A 17943-nucleotide genomic window follows, 5' to 3' on the forward strand; every position below is an offset into this window, starting at 1 on the left:
TTTTTTACAGCGTGTTGAATAGTAAATGAGTGGGAGGTACGCCGTATTTTTTCTTAAAAGCAAATGAAAAATGAGATAGATCTTCAAATCCTACTTCAAGGTAAACTTCAGTTGGTTTTTTCTTTTTTTCTGTTAGTTGATAATACGCTAATTCAAGTCTCTTTTCGGTCAGCCATTTTTGGGGTGTAACATGAAAAAACTTCTTGAAATCTCTGTTAAATGTTGAGAGACTTCGACCAGTTAGATATCCTAATTTTTCCATTGGCATATTGAACATGAAATTCCGCTGCATGAAATCAATCAAATCGATTTTACCGGGTTCGTCAAAATTTGCCAAAATGTTGTCAACGCTTTTATCAATTTCCCTAAGAATGCTAATAGCTTCAGTAATTTTAAGAGATGCAATGTTTTCCGGAAATGGTCCTTCCATCTCGAAATAAGGTATTACAGATGATAAACAGCTTTCTAATAAAGGATGGTTACTAAAACTAACTATCTTTTGATAGGGAAACTGTTTTTTTGAAACATCAATAGTAGCATAGAATTTCTTAAGCCTTTCAGCGGATAAATGCATAACCACTGTTTTATGTGGCTGACCGTTGTGCGGGTAATTTATAATTGTGGCCAATACATTTCTTGGAATTAAAAAAATGTCTCCTGTTTTAAAATGAAAAGTAGCATCTGCCTGTATAATCTTGGTTTCACCGGAAATAAACCAAATCAGCATGTGGTCATCAAACATTAAATCTGATTTAAACAGCTTGTCGTCATAGCTGGAAAGTTTGATTTCAGGAGTTAAATATTTTGAAATATGTTCCATCAGGATGTAAATGATATCAAGGAAAGGAGAATTCCTTTCCTTGATAAATATAACAAAAAGTAATTAAATCATTTGAAAGTTAATACCAGTCATTTCTTCGCTTAGATTCCATAATCTTTTAGCATTTGCTTCGTCTAAAGAATATAGTTCAACGCCGTTTGAACCTACTGTCTCTTCAGTTGCTAATTCGGCAATATCGCAATCTTCACAATATACGCCACCAATATTGTTAAGCAGTAAGCTAGTTGCACACCAAACTGTAGTAGCTGCTCCTTGTGGGATTGTTTTCAATTTTGCTGCTACTTCAGGAAGCAAATTGCCATCGGTATCTAAGAAGCCCAATTTTTGGAATTGCTCTAATGATGCTTCTCTTCCTAATTCGGTTCCGCCAATTGAGCCTGGGTGCAATGAGTAAGCCCGTATGTTGAATTGTTTTGCACGATTGTCAAGTTCCAGTGAAAAAAGGTTACTTGCTGTTTTGGATTGGCCGTAAGCCTGCAATGTTTCATATTCCCTGTGGAGAAAATTTGGGTCATCGAAATCGAATGGTGCCATGTGATGCCCCAACGATGATACATTAATGACTCTTGCTCCATTTGCTTTTTTAAGTGCCGGGAATAACCGAGCGGTAAGATGGTACTGTCCGAGATAATTGGTTGCCAATTGAGATTCGAAGCCACGGCTTTCCCTGCGTAAAGGTACCCACATAATCCCTGCGTTGTTGATTAACAAATGAAGAGGTCTTTTTGATGCCAAGAATTTTTTGGCGAAGGCATCAATTGAATCGGGATTCATAATATCCATTGTTTCCAATTCAACATTGGCAATTCCTCCCAGATTTTTCTTTGCTTTTTCTATATCTCTGGCAGGTACAATAACTGTAGCTCCAGCTGCTACCAATGTTTTGGTTGTTTCCAGACCGATTCCGGCATTACCACCTGTTACGATTGCGATTTTCCCTGTAAGGTCAATTCCCTTGATTACATCAATAGTTGTTGATGTTGCATTAAATCCTGAACCTAATGGTTGTTGTAATGCTCCCTGATAATTGTTGTGTCTCATTTTATAAAGTTTAAATGTTATGGGACAAAATTAGAGGTAAGGCAATCGCGTGACTTTGTTTAAAATGTCAAATTACTTTGTTTAAAATGTCATCTGATTGTTGAGTTGAAATCATGTTTAATTTATCTTTTAAATTCAACATATCCCTGCTAACCTTAACATCCAAAACTCTTGCGTAAATCTGAGTAGATTTTAAACTTCTATGTCCAAGCATTTTGCTTACGCTTTCCATAGGCACTCCATTAGAGAGTGTTACAGTTGTTGCAAATGTATGTCGGGCAACGTGGAAGGTAAGTTCTTTATTGATGCCGCAAACGTCAGCTATTTCTTTTAGATAGCCATTCATTCTTTGATTGCTCAATATTGGCATTACTCTATTTTTATTGACAGCGTTTGGATGATTTTTATACTTTTCAATTAATTCTTCAACAACTGGTAAAAGCGGAATATTAGAAGGACCATCTGTTTTTTCACGAGTGGTAAATATCCATTTTGAACCGTCTATGCCAATTGATATATTTGCCGGAGATAAGTTTTGAACATCTATATATGCAAGACCGGTATAGCAACTGAAGATGAAAATGTCTCGAACTAAAATTAAACGTGGTGTTGCAAATTTTTTAGATTGAACGTTTAGAAGTTCCGGTTCAGTTAAATAATCTCGGTCAACAATGGTTGGTTTTGGTTTGTATTTTTTGAAGATATCTTTGGTTATCCATTCATTGTTTAAACAGATATTAAATATTTTTTGAAAATTTTTAATATACTTAATGGAAGTGTTGTTTTTGCAACTACGCTGAGTTCTAAGGAAAAAATCAAACTCCATTATGAAGGCATAATCTATTTTGTCAATGGCAATGTCAGCTACTTTAAATTTTGATTCTAAAAAACTTTTGAAATGATTTAATGTGGTTTTATATCTCTCAACAGTTCCCTGTGCAAATTCGCCTGTTGGAACCAATGCTTGAATTCTATCGTTATGTTCTTGAAATATAGGGACTATAGTTCTCTCTTTTTCCTGCTTCCCGGTCAATACCATTTTCATATTGGCATAGTTAACTTCTCTGCGATGAAGGATTAAATCCTTCTCTGCATCTAATACTTCAGTTAGGAGTTTGTGAAGATGGATATTAATTGAACGGGATTGTTCTGTCTTACCTTTCAATTTTGCTGTTTGTGGAGACCATAGTTCAGCTTCAATGTATTTTCCTGTGCTCCGTTCAATCCGTTGTCCGTTGACAGTTATCCGTTGAAAAATTGGAACTAGTCCTTTACTGTTGGGTTTGGCTCTTTTGAGATAAAAGATGTTGGCAATGTTTGCATCCATAAGTGGTAACCTTTTTGATATTAATAATTTACATTAAGTATCAAAGCAAAACAAGATGTTCAATTTTTAAACTAGCTTATTTTACTGGGTTTGGCAGCCAAGTAGGGGTACATAATAAATCAAAATGAAGGTACCCCGAATTGTACCCCTAAAGCATAGTGAATAAATGATTGATTTTGATATGGTGGGAAATAAAAAACCCCGAAAAACATACGTTTTGCGGGGTTTTGAGGTTGTTTAAATACTTTGCTGTGACCACGATGGGATTCGAACCCACACGTCCTTTCGAACACCACCCCCTCAAGATGGCAAGTCTACCAATTTCTCCACGTGGCCTAAAACAAAAAAAGTCAAACAATAGCTGTTCGACTTTTTGTGACCCGACTGGGGCTCGAACCCAGGACCCCATCATTAAAAGTGATGTGCTCTACCAACTGAGCTATCGAGTCTTTAGCCTCAAAACAAAGAAAAATTGTGACCCGACTGGGGCTCGAACCCAGGACCCCATCATTAAAAGTGATGTGCTCTACCAACTGAGCTATCGAGTCTTTTTCTTTTCTTGAATGCGGGTGCAAATATAAGGCGTTATTATTTATATTTCAAAGCAATTTTGTCATAAATTTGCCTTTTTTTGGTAAAGGGTCTTAACGGCTTAATTTATAAGGTTTTATTGCGATGCGGAAAATTATTTTAGTGGGGTATATGGCCGTTGGAAAGTCAACTATTGGTAAAATGTTAGCCGAAAGAATGCAAATTAAATGGTTAGATCTTGATCAAATCATCGAAAAGGATACCAATTTATCTGTAGCCACTATTTTTAAAGAAAAAGGGGAAATTTTTTTCAGGAAAAAGGAGCACCAAGAGTTAAAATCGCTAATAGAATCTGATGAGAATCTAATCATAAGTACTGGAGGTGGAACTCCATGTTACTCCAATAACCACCTACTTCTTAATAGTGAAAACGTTGTTTCAGTCTATCTCAAAGCTTCAATTGAAGAACTTTATGAAAGGTTAAGGAAGGATAATGCAGGAAGACCTTTGGTAGCCAACCAATCAGAAAAAGAACTTAAAGAGTTTATCGCTAAAAATCTTTTTGACAGAAGCTATTATTACAATCAGGTAACTTATAAAGTGTCAACTGACGGTAAAACATTTGAAGCAATTGTGACTGAAATTATAGATTTGCTAAACTAGATAAGCATAATTGTTGTTTTCCTCAAATACCACATGTACATGCTCTTTTGATGAGGTAGAAAGCGAAATCCCTTTAAAGTCAGCTTTGACCGGAAATCTCTTGTGGTTTCGGTCAATTAATACCACGGTTTTGAACTTTTTAATGGGCACCTCTAAAAAATGTTTTACTCCATAAACTAATGTTGTTCCCGAGTTTAGTACATCATCAACTAAGACTAAGTTTTTATCATGGTATTCTTCTTTAGTAATGGAAGTTGCGATTGGATTAAACGGATTTTGCTTATCAATTTTGACCTCACACAACACAATGTTAATGTCAGATATGTCTTTTAAAACGACAGCGATTTTCTCTGCCAAAAAATAACCATTATTGGCAATACCGGCCAACACAATTTCGCCCTCGTCTACAAAAGTCTCGTAGATTTGATAAGCTATACGTCTTATTTTATGTTCAATTTCAAGGTGATTGAGTATGATGTTTTGACCCATGAGATTATTTTTTTCAAAGATAGAAAACACTTTGTTTTTATTTTATTTTTATTCAAAATTTAAAGCAAAGAATTAGTTTTCAAGAGTTTTTTAATTGATGGTCGCTTTCAAAAAATGATATTTTTAATGAATTGTAATGCTATTAGGATATAGTTGAACTTATACTTAGAGAATATATAAGAATTGTATGAGTGTAAAGCTGCCAAATACCGATACTTTTTAACATTTTGACGATTTATTTTAAAATTCTATTTTTTAAACTTTTTTTTTTAAACTTTTCGTATAAATTTACCGATTGTGAAAATGCTGATTTTATCCCTTTAAATATTTAAAATACAAACGTTTAAATTGGAGTGGTCAGGGTCTCAGAAAAACCGCCTTGAATCAAAACATTATAAAATGATTGCCAATCCGAACAAAGAAAGAAACTTCTCTGTAAAAAAACTTTTACCTGTTTTTTTTACGGCCTTATTCTTTGTTTTCTCTATTCAACGAGTTTTTGCTCAAGTGAGTACCTATAGTTTTAGTGAGGTGAGTTCAACTTATACACCACTTACCACGCCTTCAATTGCTTACACAGCACCTTGGGATGACCATACTGCTGGAGCAGCTTTTCAAGCGGCTATTGGCTTTACTTTTAATTATAATGGTAATCCTCAAACAGAATGTTTTATCAGTCCTAATGGTTATATTTCCTTTGGTGTACAGCCACTTTCCACTTCTTATTTACCGCTGAGTGTGGCTACCGTATTTACTGATGGCGGAACAATTAGTGCTTTGGGAATGGACCTAATTTCAACCACTGACAATATTACTTATAAAACTATTGGCTCTTCTCCTAACAGGATTTTTGTAGTGCAATGGACTAATGTCAGAAGAAAATCACTTGCAGGAAATTTTAATTTCCAAATCCGTTTGTTGGAAACGAGTAATGTTATTGAACTTTCCTATGGTGTTTGTGCTCCAAATGATACTACAGTTTTAAATGCGCAAGCCGGTATTCGTGGTGTAACCAACAACTTTTTACAAGGCGATGTTCAAAACCGTCTTCAAACCGGAGTTAATACTAATGTACCTTGGTTGGGTAAAACCACCAATGGTATTGCCAGCTCAAGCACAGTAAGAACAAGTTTGACAGAATATCCAAACAACGGACTAAAGTATGTTTACACCCCATCGCTACCTTGTACAACACCAACTGGAGCTCCTTCGGGTTTTGTTGTTGGAAATACAGGAGTGAACGCGACCTCTTTTACCGGAAATAGTTTTACAGCTGCAAGTCCGGCTCCGACTAATTACTTGGTCGTTAGAAGCACAACTAATGTTCCGCCAACAGCAACCGACATTCCAAATCGTACTTATTGGGCGGTTGGCAATGTAATATCAGCCACTTATACGGTGGTTAGTGTTAGTAATGCAACTTCTTTTACTCAAACAGGTTTGGCTTCCAATACTACTTATTATTATTGGGCTATTCCTTATAATGCCGGATGTCTTGGTGGGCCTTTTTACAACTTAGGGACTATGGTAAGTGCCTCCAATACTACTTGTGCGCTTGCTCCGACAGGTCTGACAGCCTCAACAGTTGAAGGGAATTCTTTTACTGCATCATGGACAGCTGTCGCCGGAGTTAGCAATTATTTGATAGATGTTTCAACAAACAATACTTTCACAGCCATATTGCCTTCTTATTCGGGTGTTTCAACCTCAGGGGCTACCGATTTTGTGGTATCAGGACTAAACCCATTAACTACTTATTATTTTAGAGTACGTGCTGTAGGTAACAGTTGTGCATTAAATAGTCTTACGGCATCGGTCACAACAATTTGTGGTACATTTCCAATTCCGTATTTTCAAAATTTTGACACTACAGCAGTCAATTCGGTTCCATTGTGTTTTACGGTAACCAATGACAATGCTGATGCGATTAGTTGGAATGTGCAAAATAGTTTTGCCGCATCAACACCAAATTCGTTTCATTTGGCTACTAATTCCGGACTTGACACCAATGATTGGTTTTTCACTCCAGGGCTTAATTTAACAGCTGGGGTAACTTATCGATTAAGATTCAAATACAATACGCAAAGTGCGGGTTCGTTTGCCGAAAATTTAAGAGTGCGTTTAGGAACCGGACCAACTGAGACTTTGATGAACAATACCATATTGGATTTATCAAACATAATTAATACGGTTTATCAAACAGCTACTGTCGATTTTACGCCGGTGACCAATAATATATTTTACCTTGGTTTTCAAGGCTATAGCTTTGCTAATCAAAGTAAAATAATGATTGATGATATTAGCGTTATTGTATCTCCAACTTGTTTTGAACCAAGTAATTTGGTAATAAGTGCAGTTGGAAGCAATTCCGTGAGCATTGCTTGGACGGCTTCATCACCTGAACCGGCTAATGGGTATGAATATTATGTCAGCACTTCCAACGTAACTCCAAATGGCGCTACAATTCCTACTGGTTCAGTCGGATTTGGGATTACTGCAGCTACTATTTCGGGATTGAGTCCGGCCACTTTATATTATGTTTGGGTACGTGGAAACTGTAGCGGAACAGACAAAAGTCTTTGGAGTAATATAGAAACTTTTAGTACCGATTGTGCTGCCGCAACAGCATTAGCAGTTACAAACGGTACCCTTTGTGGCGGTGGTTCAACCACACTACAAGCTACCGGAGCTCCTGGCTCTACTATAGAGTGGTATGCAGAGTCAACCGGGGTTACCTTATTGGCTACAGGAAATAATTTTGTGACGCCCACATTGGCCTCAACAACTGTTTATTATGCACAATCAAGAGCACCGGGAGGTTTGGTTGGATTAGGACCAATATCACCATTGTTACAAGGAGGTGCTTTAGGAGCAGAAACAATACAAACTTTTGTTAGTTTTTCTGTTACTACAGCAACAACTTTACAATCCTTTGATATTTATCCAATAACATCAGGTCAAAATGGTACTTTGGTGATTCGAAATGCTTCTAATGTTCAAATAGCTTCTTATAATTATGTAACTAATGTAGCCGGTGGCAATACTCCACAAACCATTAGTTTGGCACTTAATTTAGCTGCCGGAAATTATTTTGTTTATTTTGATACCTTACCGGCATCAGGATTAATGGTAAATATTGATAGTGCTTCTTATCCTTACAGTGCTTCTATTGCCAATATTAGCAGTAACGGCTATGACAATACTTTTTATTTTTATGCCTATAATTGGAAATTTTCAAATATATGTCGCTCTTTACTAACTCCTGTAACGGCTACAGTAACCGCTGCTCCGTCTATTACTTTTAGTGGCGCATCAACAACGATTTGTCAAGGGGAAACTACTACTCTTGTTACGGTTTCAGGTGCCGCGGCCTACAATACTTTTTCTTGGAATACTACTGTAGGGCTTACAGGCTCTATAGCGTCCGGATTTACATTCAATCCAACAACTAATACAACTTATAATTTAACCGCTTCACAGTCCTCAGGGAGTTTGTGTACTTCTGTTATCTCTTATGTAGTTACAGTTAAACCTGAGCCGCCGGGTATAAGTATAGTGCCACCATCGGCAACGATTTGTGAAGGTGCCGTACTGCCTTTGAATGCCAGTTTAGCCGCTTCGACACCGGTTATCATTTATAACGAGAACTTTAATGCGCCAACCAATAACTGGATAAAAACCAATGCATCTGTCGGCGGAATTGTAGCAAATGCCGCCTGGACATTAAGACCAAGTCCTTACGTATATACAAGTTCGTATTGGAATATCACCATGAACAGTAATGATGTAAGTCAATTTTACTTTTCTAATTCTGATGCTCAAGGAAGTCCGACTAGTAATCGTACTTTAACTTATTTAGAATCTCCTTCAATTAATTTGGTGGGCTATACCTCGGCTTCGTTGAACTTTTTTCATTATTTGAGGTACATTGGTGGAAACAAAGCTAGGGTAGAAGTCTCAATTGATGGCGGGGCTACTTGGGCTATTTTAAACAGTTTTTTGGCTACTCAAGGTTCTGCTTCAAATTTTGTGAGTGCTACTTTTAGCATGAACAGCTATGTGGGAAACTCTAATGTTAAAATCAGATTTTTATATGATGCCACTTGGGATTATGGTTGGGCCATCGACAATGTAACTATTTCGGGTAATTTGGCTGTTGAAGTAACTTGGGCTCCACCAACAGAATTATATTTTGATGCCAGTGCTGCTACTCCATATCTTGCCGGTACTCCAACTGGGACAGTTTATGCTAAACCATCTGCTACGGCGGTTTATACCGGAAGTGTTGTAGGTGCCAATGGTTGTTCGGCCAGTGCATCAACTACCATTACCGTTTTACCGGCACCCATCACCGGCCTGTTGTCTAATAGTCAAGTGGTTTGCGCTACTTGGGCCGCTTCCGATTTAACTTTAACCGGTTTTTCCGGTGGAAACATACTCCGTTGGGAATATGCTACTGATGCTGCATTTAGCATTGGTTTGACCGCTATCGCTAATACAACTTCTACTTTAACCAGTGCGGCAATCGGTACTTTTGTTGGGACACGTTATTACAGGGTTGTCCTGCAGAGTGGGACTTGCCCGGTGGTTTACTCAAACGCTGTTTCTATAGGATTTCCTTCTACTACTTGGGATGGCGCTTCTTGGAGTAACGGACTTCCTAATTCAGGACTGAGAGCGATCTTCAATGGTGGTACTGCGACTTTTTCTTCGGTAGGCAATATTGAGGCTTGTTCGGTTGAGGTGCTTTCCGGGACTATTAATATTAATTCAGGGCATACTTTAAGAGTTCAAAATGATGTAAAAGTAACCGGCGGAACATTAAATTTTCAAAACAATGCGAGTTTAGTACAAGTCAATACGCTCAATAATAACGGTGTGGCATTCTCTAATAGTGGAAATATTACCTATAGAAGAGTTAGTACTCCAATGAAGAAGTTCGACTATATTTACTGGTCATCCCCGGTGACTCCACAAACCTTGCTTAATTTTTCTCCGTCCTCCACTTTGTTCTTTTACTTTGATCCGGTTGTTGGGAATTGGGCTTATGCCAATACTACAGCACCGATGATTCCGGGTAAAGGATATTTGATTAGGGCTCCTGATGTGGCACCATTTAATGTGACTACACCCAACACTTATCAAGGTTCTTTTATTGGTGTTCCTAATACCGGTGACATCACTTTGCCGATTATTGGTAATGCCAATCAATTTAACTTAATTGGAAATCCATACCCTAGTGCGTTGAGTGCTGATGCTTTTTTATCAGATCCTACAAATGTACCTGTAATTGATGCAACTATTTATTTATGGACACACAATACTCCTATAGCCAATAACAATTATAGTGCTAATGATTATGCCCTTTACAATTATTCGGGTGGAATTGGTACTGGTACGGCTGCAGTAAATTCAGGGTTGAATAATAGTGTTCCCAATGGTAAAATTGCCTCCGGACAAGGGTTCTTTGTAAAAGGACTGTCTTCCGGGAATATTATTTATAAAAACAGTATGCGATTGCTAGGCAATAACGATCAGTTCTTTAGAATGAGTAATCCAACGGTTAATGAATCTGTGACCGAATTGGAGCGCCACCGTTTTTGGTTAGATATTTTTAATGAAGAAGGCGCTTATAAGCAATTGCTAATCGCCTATATAGAAAATGCAACGAATACCGGATTGGATAGAGGTTTTGATGGTGAAATGGTTGACATCGGAAATGCCATAACCCTTTATACGCCTCAAGAAGAGGTTAAGCTCTCTATTCAAGGTCGTGCTTTGCCTTTTAATGAATCTGATGTGATTCCGATAGGGTATAAGTCTACTGCTGCCAATACTTATGTCATTAAACTCTCTAATTTTGATGGTTTATTTGATGCCCAATACATTTATTTAGAAGATACGGTATTGAATGTTATCCACGATTTAAAAGCCGGTAATTACTCATTTACTACCGAAGCCGGTACTTTTGATGACCGCTTTAAGATTAGGTTTACTACCAATGCATTAGGAGTTGATCACCCTAGTTTGACTTCAAACCAAGTAGTCATTTACAAAAACGACGACCACAACTTTGTGATTTTAACAGGAACTGTTCCAATGGAATCTGTAAAAGTATTTGATGTTAGAGGTCGTTTATTGGTAGAGCAAAAAGGAATTAACGCCACACAAACTACTGTAAGTGGCGGATTAGCTAACCAAGTACTACTTATCCAAATTACATCAACCGAAGGGGTAGTGGTGACAAAGAAAGTGATTCGGTAATTAGAAACACAATACCTCACGTTTGTTAAAAATTGCTTTTTTGAGTTTATTGACAGCTTTTCGGAAGTTCGTGATGCCTTTTCAGGGTTTCTTGACAGCTTTTTAGAGTTGGCAGGTGTCTTTTCGTAGTCTGCAGGTTGCTTTTCGGATTTGGCAGGTTGGGTTTCGGAGTTGGCAGGTGTCTTTTCGGAGTTGGCAGGTCTCTTTTCGGACTTGGCAGGTTGCTTTTCAGAGTTGGCAGGTTTCTTTTCGGAGTGGTCAGGTTTCTTTTCGGAGTCGGCAGGTCTCTTTTCGGACTTTGAACATGTCGATTTGAACTTCTCTTGTCTCAATAAGAAAATCCGTTCAATCCGCGTTAGCTGTGTTCCAATCTTTTTTTAGTGAATACTGCGACTGAAAACTGCCATTAGCCACGGATGACACAGATTTTACAGATTTCCACGGATTATTTTCTGCATCAATTTAAAAATCAGTGATTATCCGTTCAATCCGTGTTGTCTGTGTTCCAATCTTTTTTAGTGATTACTGCGACTGAAAACTGCCATTAGCCACGGATGACGCAGATTTTACAGATTTCCACGGATTATTTTCTACATCAATTTAAAAATCAGTAATTATCCGTTCAATCCGTGTTATCTGTGTTCCAATCTTTTTTTAGTGAATACTGCGACTGAAAACTGCCATTAGCCACGGATGACGAAGATTTTAGATTTACACGGATTATTTTCTGTATCAATTTCAAAATCAGTGATTATCCGTTCAATCCGCGTTATCTGTGTTCCAATCTTTTTTTAGTGAATACTGCGACTGAAAATTGCCATTAGCCACGGATGACACAGATTACCCTTAAAGTTCTCTAAACACCAAACTGATAAAAAAAATATATTGTAATCCAAATGCTACATAGTTAAAGTTTTCTTAAGATGAATCGTTATGAATTTTTACACAAAATGCTGATAAAACCCTAAAAAGCATAACAACTTATTAACAATTATTGTAAAGTATTGACAATTTATTAAATTAGCGCACCCGAAAATACCAAAAAACACTAAGTTTGAGCATGACAACAACACCAAATGCTCTTAAAAGTGTACTACTTTTTTTATCATTTAAAGCTGTGGTTTGGCCGTGAAGCGCTTATAGCGTGGCGTTGGTCTATTATAATGGTCTGTTTATCGAAAATATGTTAATTGTTGGTAAGCAAACTGTTAAAAAAAATGAAAGTTGGCGTAATTTTAACGTCTTAACCCTAAGATAACATAAGGTATCTTGTTATTTTATGCAATGTCAATACCACAAAACAAACAACTATATGAAACAAACTTTACTTTCTGCTCCGAGTAATGCCATTTTATACCCAAAACCACTGTCCTTAAAATTACTCTTTTGGGCGATGGTTTTTTGGATGGCTTCGTCCCAAAATACCCAGGCACAATGTCCCGGACCTTATCAAGTTTTTGAGAGTGTGAAGCAAGATTCTGGAGAAATGAATGCTGCCGGTTGGAGTTTTTCCGCCTTTGGTTTTGATGTTTTAACAGATAATTCAGGAACTGTCAATCGCTCAGGAGATCGTTCTTTGTTTAATTCTGGTTCCGGTTTTGATTATGTTGAAACGCCAACCATAGCTACGCCTTTGACCTTTTCCTTTTATGTAAATGCATTTGGAGGTATAGATTATGATTTACAAGTAAATGACGGTACCAATGGATGGGAAAGTTTGCTGGACGCTACCAATAGAACAAATTATGGTATTAACACTTTTACATTACCTACTTTATCAGGAGGTTTTTGGGAGTTGGTTTCGGTTACTTTTGATGGTGTGCCACAATCAGGCTATTCTAACAGTAATTTGAAGTTTAGAATTGTAGATGAAACAGGTTTTTTGGCTTTGGATGATTTTTCTTGGACTTCTCGTACAGCATCTGAAAATACTATCATCATTCCTGTTTTAGGGACACTCACTACTTGTACACAAAGTATGACTACGGGTCAGGTATTATCATTCTATGATAATGGTGGAGTTTCTGATAATTATTCTGGTTTTCAAGAGAATACAGTAATATTTACTGCAGTTACACCAGGAGATAAAATCAGAATTACTTTTAATTCGTTTAACGGACCACTTCCTTTTGAATTTTATGCACATGATGGTCCAACAACGGCTTCTACTGCTTTTACCGGTTTGAATGGTTATTCAGGTACTTCTAATCCTCCTACGGTTACTTACACTTCAAGTGGTCAATCAATAACGATATATTATTATTCTGATGATCCTGCATTTAACAATGCTGGTTTTGATATTACAGTAGAGTGTATATCAGGGAGTACTTGTTTTACACCGACCAGTCCTATTACAGGAGCGGTTACCACAACATCGGCAGTTGCCACTTGGGGTGCTGCTCCGGGGCCACCGGCGGGTTATGATATTTTTTACAGTACTAATAGTGCTGCCGTACCGGGTGTGCCTAACTTTACCAATGTTAACTCTCCGTTTACCATCACAGGTTTATCAACGAATACTACTTATTATTACTGGGTTCGCTCTAATTGTGGTGCTACGCAAAGTGCTTGGGTTGGGCCTTCGGCTTCCTTTACAACATTGTGTACCCCGGTTACTGTGCCTTATGTAGAAGATTTTAACGGTTTGAGTGGTGGTGCTTTGCCGGCTTGTACTTATACCGATGGTAATTTTATAACGAATAATGTTAACGGAAATTTAGTTTGTGCCGTTACCGGAAGAAACTTTTATACTAAAGGTATTACTTTAGACAGTACCAAAGAGTATCGTTTGACATATGATTTTGGGGCCTTGTTAGGAACAGCCAACTTCTTAGTGTATTATGGAACGACTAATAACCTTCCTAATACTACAACGGTAAATACTTTATTGTTTTCTCATATTGGTGCAGGTGCTATTTCGAGTAACATCATCAACTTTACGCCGCCAATGAACGGAACTTATTATATCCGTTTTCAGTTGTTTAGTACATCGAATTCACCAAGTACTTTCTTAACGTTGGACAACATTCAATTGGTAGAAGAAACTTGTAAACCACCCACTGCTGTAACAGCTTCGGGTGTAACGGCTTCTGCTGCTACCATCAACTGGACAGCACCGGCTATTGCACCGGCTAACGGTTATCAATATTATATCAATACTTTGAATGTTACGCCTAGTTATAGTGTAACGGTATCGGGTTCAACCGGAGCCGGAGTAACTACAACAGCCTTATCAGGTTTAACAGCCAGTACTACTTTTTATGTTTGGGTGCGCTCTAACTGTGGAGGGGTTTTCAGTGCTTGGTCTATTGCCGGAACTTTTACTACCAATGCGGGAGCGGCTGCTGTTTTAATGTCAAATGGGACTACGACGAACTGTGATTTCAGTTTCTTTGACAGTGGCGGATCGGGTGCGGCTTATGGAGATAATGAAGTTTTTACCCGTACGTTTTACCCTGGTGTAGTTGGTCAAAAAGTGAAAGTAGTTTTTAGTTCATTTGCTACCGAAAATAACTGGGATGGATTAATGATTTACGATGGAAATTCAGTAGCGGCACCATTAATATCCTCGGGATTACCGGCAGGATTTAATGCGGTTACTTGTCCGGCCGGTTCTTGGCGCGGTACAGGTTCTCCGGGAACAGTAATTTCTACGGCTGCCGATGGTTCCTTGACCTTTGTTTTTAGATCTGATTTTATTATTGTAGAATCGGGTTGGGCTGCCTTTGTGAGTTGTGTTATAGCGCCTACGATTACTAATTTTACTCCAACTAACAACAGTTGTGGTACAGTGGGAACAGTGGTTACCATTACAGGAACTAATTTTACGGGTGTTAATTCGGTACGATTTAACGGTGTACCGGCTACAGTTTTCACAGTGGTGAATTCAACTACGATTACAGCTACTGTACCGGCTGCGGCTACTTCAGGAATTATTACAGTGTCTACACCAACAGCAACGGGATCAAGTGCTGGAACCTTTACTATACAAGGTCCGCCACCGGTTACAACAGGAGTTACTATCTGTCCGGGTGGTTCGGGTACAATAAGCAGTTCGACTGTTTGTAGTGGATTTATAAACGCCGGAACTACCATAACAGGTGCGTTAACTGCAGGTACTGATCCGACAGCGCCTCGACCAACGCCTCCGGGAGGAAATTCGACTACTTGTTCGTTTACCTCAGGAGCAGTAAGAAATTATGTGGCCATACAGTTTCAAGTAAGTGTTGCCGGGACCTATACTTTTGCAGGATCAAATACCAACGGCTATGATATGATGGGGTATATTACTACGGGTAATTTTACTCCGGGTAGTTGTAGCACGGGAACTTATATTATTGGGGATGATGACTCCAATGGCGGTTTACAGCCTAGATTAACCATTGCCTTAGTACCGGGAGTGACTTATACTTTATATGTTACTACTTGGAGTACTGTTAGTGGTACATCAACAGGGCCATTTACGTGGGCTATTACGCCACCGGTTGGGGGTCAGATTATGTCGCCGGGTAATCCTGCTATTCAGTGGTGGACTGCTGCTTCAGGCGGTACTATGATTGGAACAGGATCACCATTCAATCCGGTAGGAGTAGTAGGTTCAGGATTGGCCGATACGCTAACTCCGGGTACTACAACTTACTATGCTGCTTGTTCCTCTAATCCAACTTGTAGAACAGCCACAACTTTTGTGATTGGTGGCGCAGTAGGTGGAACGGCTTCAAGCAGTCAATCTATTTGTGGTGGAAATTTTGCAGATGTTACCTTGACTGGGAATACCGGAACAATACAATGGCAATATGCCGATGATGCTGCTTTTACTGTGAACGTGAACAATGTTCCTGGTGCTACTGCTGCTACTTTAACGGCTGCTCAGATAGGTACTTTTACAGGAGTGCGTTATTACAGAGCGGAAGTGTCTTTAGGTGGTTGTGCCAATGTATATTCTACGGTGGTTACTTTGTCAAACAGCAAAGCCATTTGGAACGGTTCGGCTTGGTCTAATGGAACAGGGCCAACTTTAACCATAGGAGCAGATTTTCAAGGCAATTATACTTCATCAGGCAACTTGTCTGCTTGTAGTGTAACGGTTACCAGTGGTAATGTGGTCATTGCAGCGGGTCACACTTTAACGGTTCAAAATCAGGTTAATGTGGTAGGAGGTAGTTTAGTTTTTGCTGATGATGCTAGTTTGTATCAAATAACTAATGTGGCTAATGCACCGGGAGTATATTCGGGAGGCAATACCGGAAACATTACTTACGAGAGAACGGCTGCGCCAATGTTCAGGTTTGATTACACTTATTGGTCAACACCGGTTAACCCACAAACACTATTGGCAATATCACCGGATTCACCTGTTTCTTTGGCTTATGAATTTAATGCTGCGGCTAATAATTGGGCTTATTTTAATCCTAGTGGTGTAATGACTGTTGGTAAAGGGTATATTTTCAGAGCACCGGAATTTTTCAATTTGCCTCCGGGAATGCCTTTGTCACATACAGCTCAGTTTATTGGTGTTCCAAATAATGGTACGATTACCGTTCCGGTTGTTGGTGGCGCTGAGCAGATGAACTTGTTAGGGAATCCTTATCCGAGTGCATTAGATGCTGACGATTTTATTACAGCCAACTTGGATGTCAATGGGACTTTGTATTTCTGGACACACAACACACAATCAACAGCGCCTTACACTTATAATCCAAGTGATTATGCTTTGTACAATTTGGGTGGTGGCACTGCTGCAGGAGCATCCGGAGCAGGAAATAATACAGCACCAAACAAAAATATCGCTTCAGGTCAAGGTTTCTTTGTAAAAGGCTTGCTAACAGGTACAGCTACATTTACAAATGCCATGCGTGAAGTGGGGAACAATACTAATTTTTATAGAAATGCCTCGGCAGTACAATCGGAAAATGGGTTAGAGAAACACCGTTATTGGTTGAACATGACCGCTGAAGGAGGCGCTTTTAAACAATTATTAGTAGGTTATATTGAAACGGCCACTAACGGTATGGATCGTTTATTTGACGGAGAAATGGTAGATGCCGGAAATGTTATCGGCTTGTATACTATGGTTGATGATACTAAATTGAGTATCCAAGGAAGAGCATTACCATTTGATGTCAACGAAACTTTACCATTAGGGTACAAGTGTACCATGGCGGCTTCTTTTACCATAACCTTGTCTTCATTTGATGGATTATTTACCGGTCAAACGGTTTATTTAGAAGACACCTTGTTGGGTGTTATTCATGATTTGAAATTAGCGCCTTATACCTTTGTATCCGAAATAGGTACATTTAATTCAAGATTTATATTAAGATATACAACAGAAGCATTGGGTACGAACAACCCTTTGTTTAACGAAAATACCGTAGTGGTTTACCAAAACCCAACCGGATTGCATATTAAATCAGGTACTCAAAACATGGAAAATGTAACTGTTTTTGATGTTAGAGGCCGCGAACTTGCTTCCCAAAAGCAAATCGGAAACACCCAAGCGGTGTTTACCAACTTACCTACTACCCAACAAGTATTACTTGTTAAAATTGAAGCAGAAAACGGTGTCATTGTGACTAAAAAAGTAGTCTATTAACACTTTTGTTATAAATACCTAACCATTTTTAAGAGGAATGGTTGGGTATTTTCTTTGCTCAATTTTTTTATTCCATTATTGTTGCTACCTAATTCTGTAAGAAAAAGGAAAGTCGCCCTTTGTTTTGGGCGATGATAAAGCACCTTTAATCGAATAAGCAATCTATTGTTTCACATTTAATTAACAATTTAT

General features: G+C 38.4%; 7 protein-coding genes and 3 tRNA genes. 3 read left to right on the plus strand and 7 right to left on the minus strand.

What is annotated here, in order from left to right; translation table 11 throughout:
- Positions 1-4 precede the first annotated feature (4 nt).
- The 6 genes from ACK4R1_RS06700 to ACK4R1_RS06725 all read right to left on the minus strand — a co-directional run bounded on the left by ACK4R1_RS06700 (position 5) and on the right by ACK4R1_RS06725 (position 3757).
- Positions 5-820, minus strand: a complete 816-nt coding sequence (locus tag ACK4R1_RS06700; protein ID WP_409684918.1) for a helix-turn-helix domain-containing protein — start codon at positions 818-820, stop codon at positions 5-7.
- Between the two features lie 63 nt (positions 821-883).
- Positions 884-1882, minus strand: coding sequence for an SDR family NAD(P)-dependent oxidoreductase (locus tag ACK4R1_RS06705; RefSeq protein WP_409684920.1), 999 nt, complete (start codon positions 1880-1882; stop codon positions 884-886).
- Positions 1883-1949: 67 nt separating this feature from the next.
- Positions 1950-3209, minus strand: coding sequence for a site-specific integrase (locus ACK4R1_RS06710; protein WP_409684921.1), 1260 nt, complete (start codon positions 3207-3209; stop codon positions 1950-1952).
- A gap of 252 nt (positions 3210-3461) precedes the next feature.
- Positions 3462-3545 (minus strand) — tRNA-Leu (locus tag ACK4R1_RS06715).
- 40 nt (positions 3546-3585) lie between these two features.
- A tRNA-Lys gene (locus ACK4R1_RS06720) sits at positions 3586-3658 on the minus strand.
- Positions 3659-3684: 26 nt separating this feature from the next.
- Positions 3685-3757: transfer RNA gene (locus ACK4R1_RS06725), tRNA-Lys, on the minus strand.
- Between the two features lie 127 nt (positions 3758-3884).
- On the opposite strand from ACK4R1_RS06725, the gene ACK4R1_RS06730 reads away from it, so the two are divergent.
- Positions 3885-4403 (plus strand): shikimate kinase, encoded by a 519-nt coding sequence (locus ACK4R1_RS06730; RefSeq protein ID WP_409684923.1) that lies wholly within the window; start codon positions 3885-3887, stop codon positions 4401-4403.
- Here the strand turns inward: ACK4R1_RS06730 and ACK4R1_RS06735 are convergent.
- The gene (locus ACK4R1_RS06735; RefSeq protein ID WP_409684925.1) at positions 4395-4892 is read right to left on the minus strand and encodes a phosphoribosyltransferase family protein; all 498 of its coding nucleotides are present in this window, start codon (positions 4890-4892) and stop codon (positions 4395-4397) included. The genes ACK4R1_RS06730 and ACK4R1_RS06735 overlap by 9 nt on opposite strands.
- 399 nt (positions 4893-5291) lie before the next feature.
- Here ACK4R1_RS06735 and ACK4R1_RS06740 point away from each other — a divergent pair, with 399 nt between their 5' ends.
- Together ACK4R1_RS06740 and ACK4R1_RS06745 are read left to right on the plus strand one after the other, a co-directional pair.
- Positions 5292-11156, plus strand: a complete 5865-nt coding sequence (locus ACK4R1_RS06740) for a fibronectin type III domain-containing protein (RefSeq protein WP_409684927.1) — start codon at positions 5292-5294, stop codon at positions 11154-11156.
- A 1312-nt stretch (positions 11157-12468) separates the two neighbouring features.
- Entirely contained in the window at positions 12469-17751 is a 5283-nt protein-coding gene (locus tag ACK4R1_RS06745; protein WP_409684929.1) for a T9SS sorting signal type C domain-containing protein, read from the plus strand.
- Positions 17752-17943: the final 192 nt, after the last annotated feature.

The sequence above is a fragment of the Flavobacterium sp. genome, from assembly GCF_046293665.1.
Lineage (GTDB): Bacteria > Bacteroidota > Bacteroidia > Flavobacteriales > Flavobacteriaceae > Flavobacterium.

What these genes read in the sequence shown, in the direction of transcription:
- ACK4R1_RS06700 (WP_409684918.1), bottom strand. Translation starts at nt 820, where the DNA reads ATGGAACATATTTCAAAATATTTAACTCCTGAAATCAAACTTTCCAGC.
- ACK4R1_RS06705 (WP_409684920.1), bottom strand. Translation starts at nt 1,882, where the DNA reads ATGAGACACAACAATTATCAGGGAGCATTACAACAACCATTAGGTTCA.
- ACK4R1_RS06710 (WP_409684921.1), bottom strand. Translation starts at nt 3,209, where the DNA reads ATGGATGCAAACATTGCCAACATCTTTTATCTCAAAAGAGCCAAACCC.
- ACK4R1_RS06730 (WP_409684923.1), top strand. Translation starts at nt 3,885, where the DNA reads ATGCGGAAAATTATTTTAGTGGGGTATATGGCCGTTGGAAAGTCAACT.
- ACK4R1_RS06735 (WP_409684925.1), bottom strand. Translation starts at nt 4,892, where the DNA reads ATGGGTCAAAACATCATACTCAATCACCTTGAAATTGAACATAAAATA.
- ACK4R1_RS06740 (WP_409684927.1), top strand. Translation starts at nt 5,292, where the DNA reads ATGATTGCCAATCCGAACAAAGAAAGAAACTTCTCTGTAAAAAAACTT.
- ACK4R1_RS06745 (WP_409684929.1), top strand. Translation starts at nt 12,469, where the DNA reads ATGAAACAAACTTTACTTTCTGCTCCGAGTAATGCCATTTTATACCCA.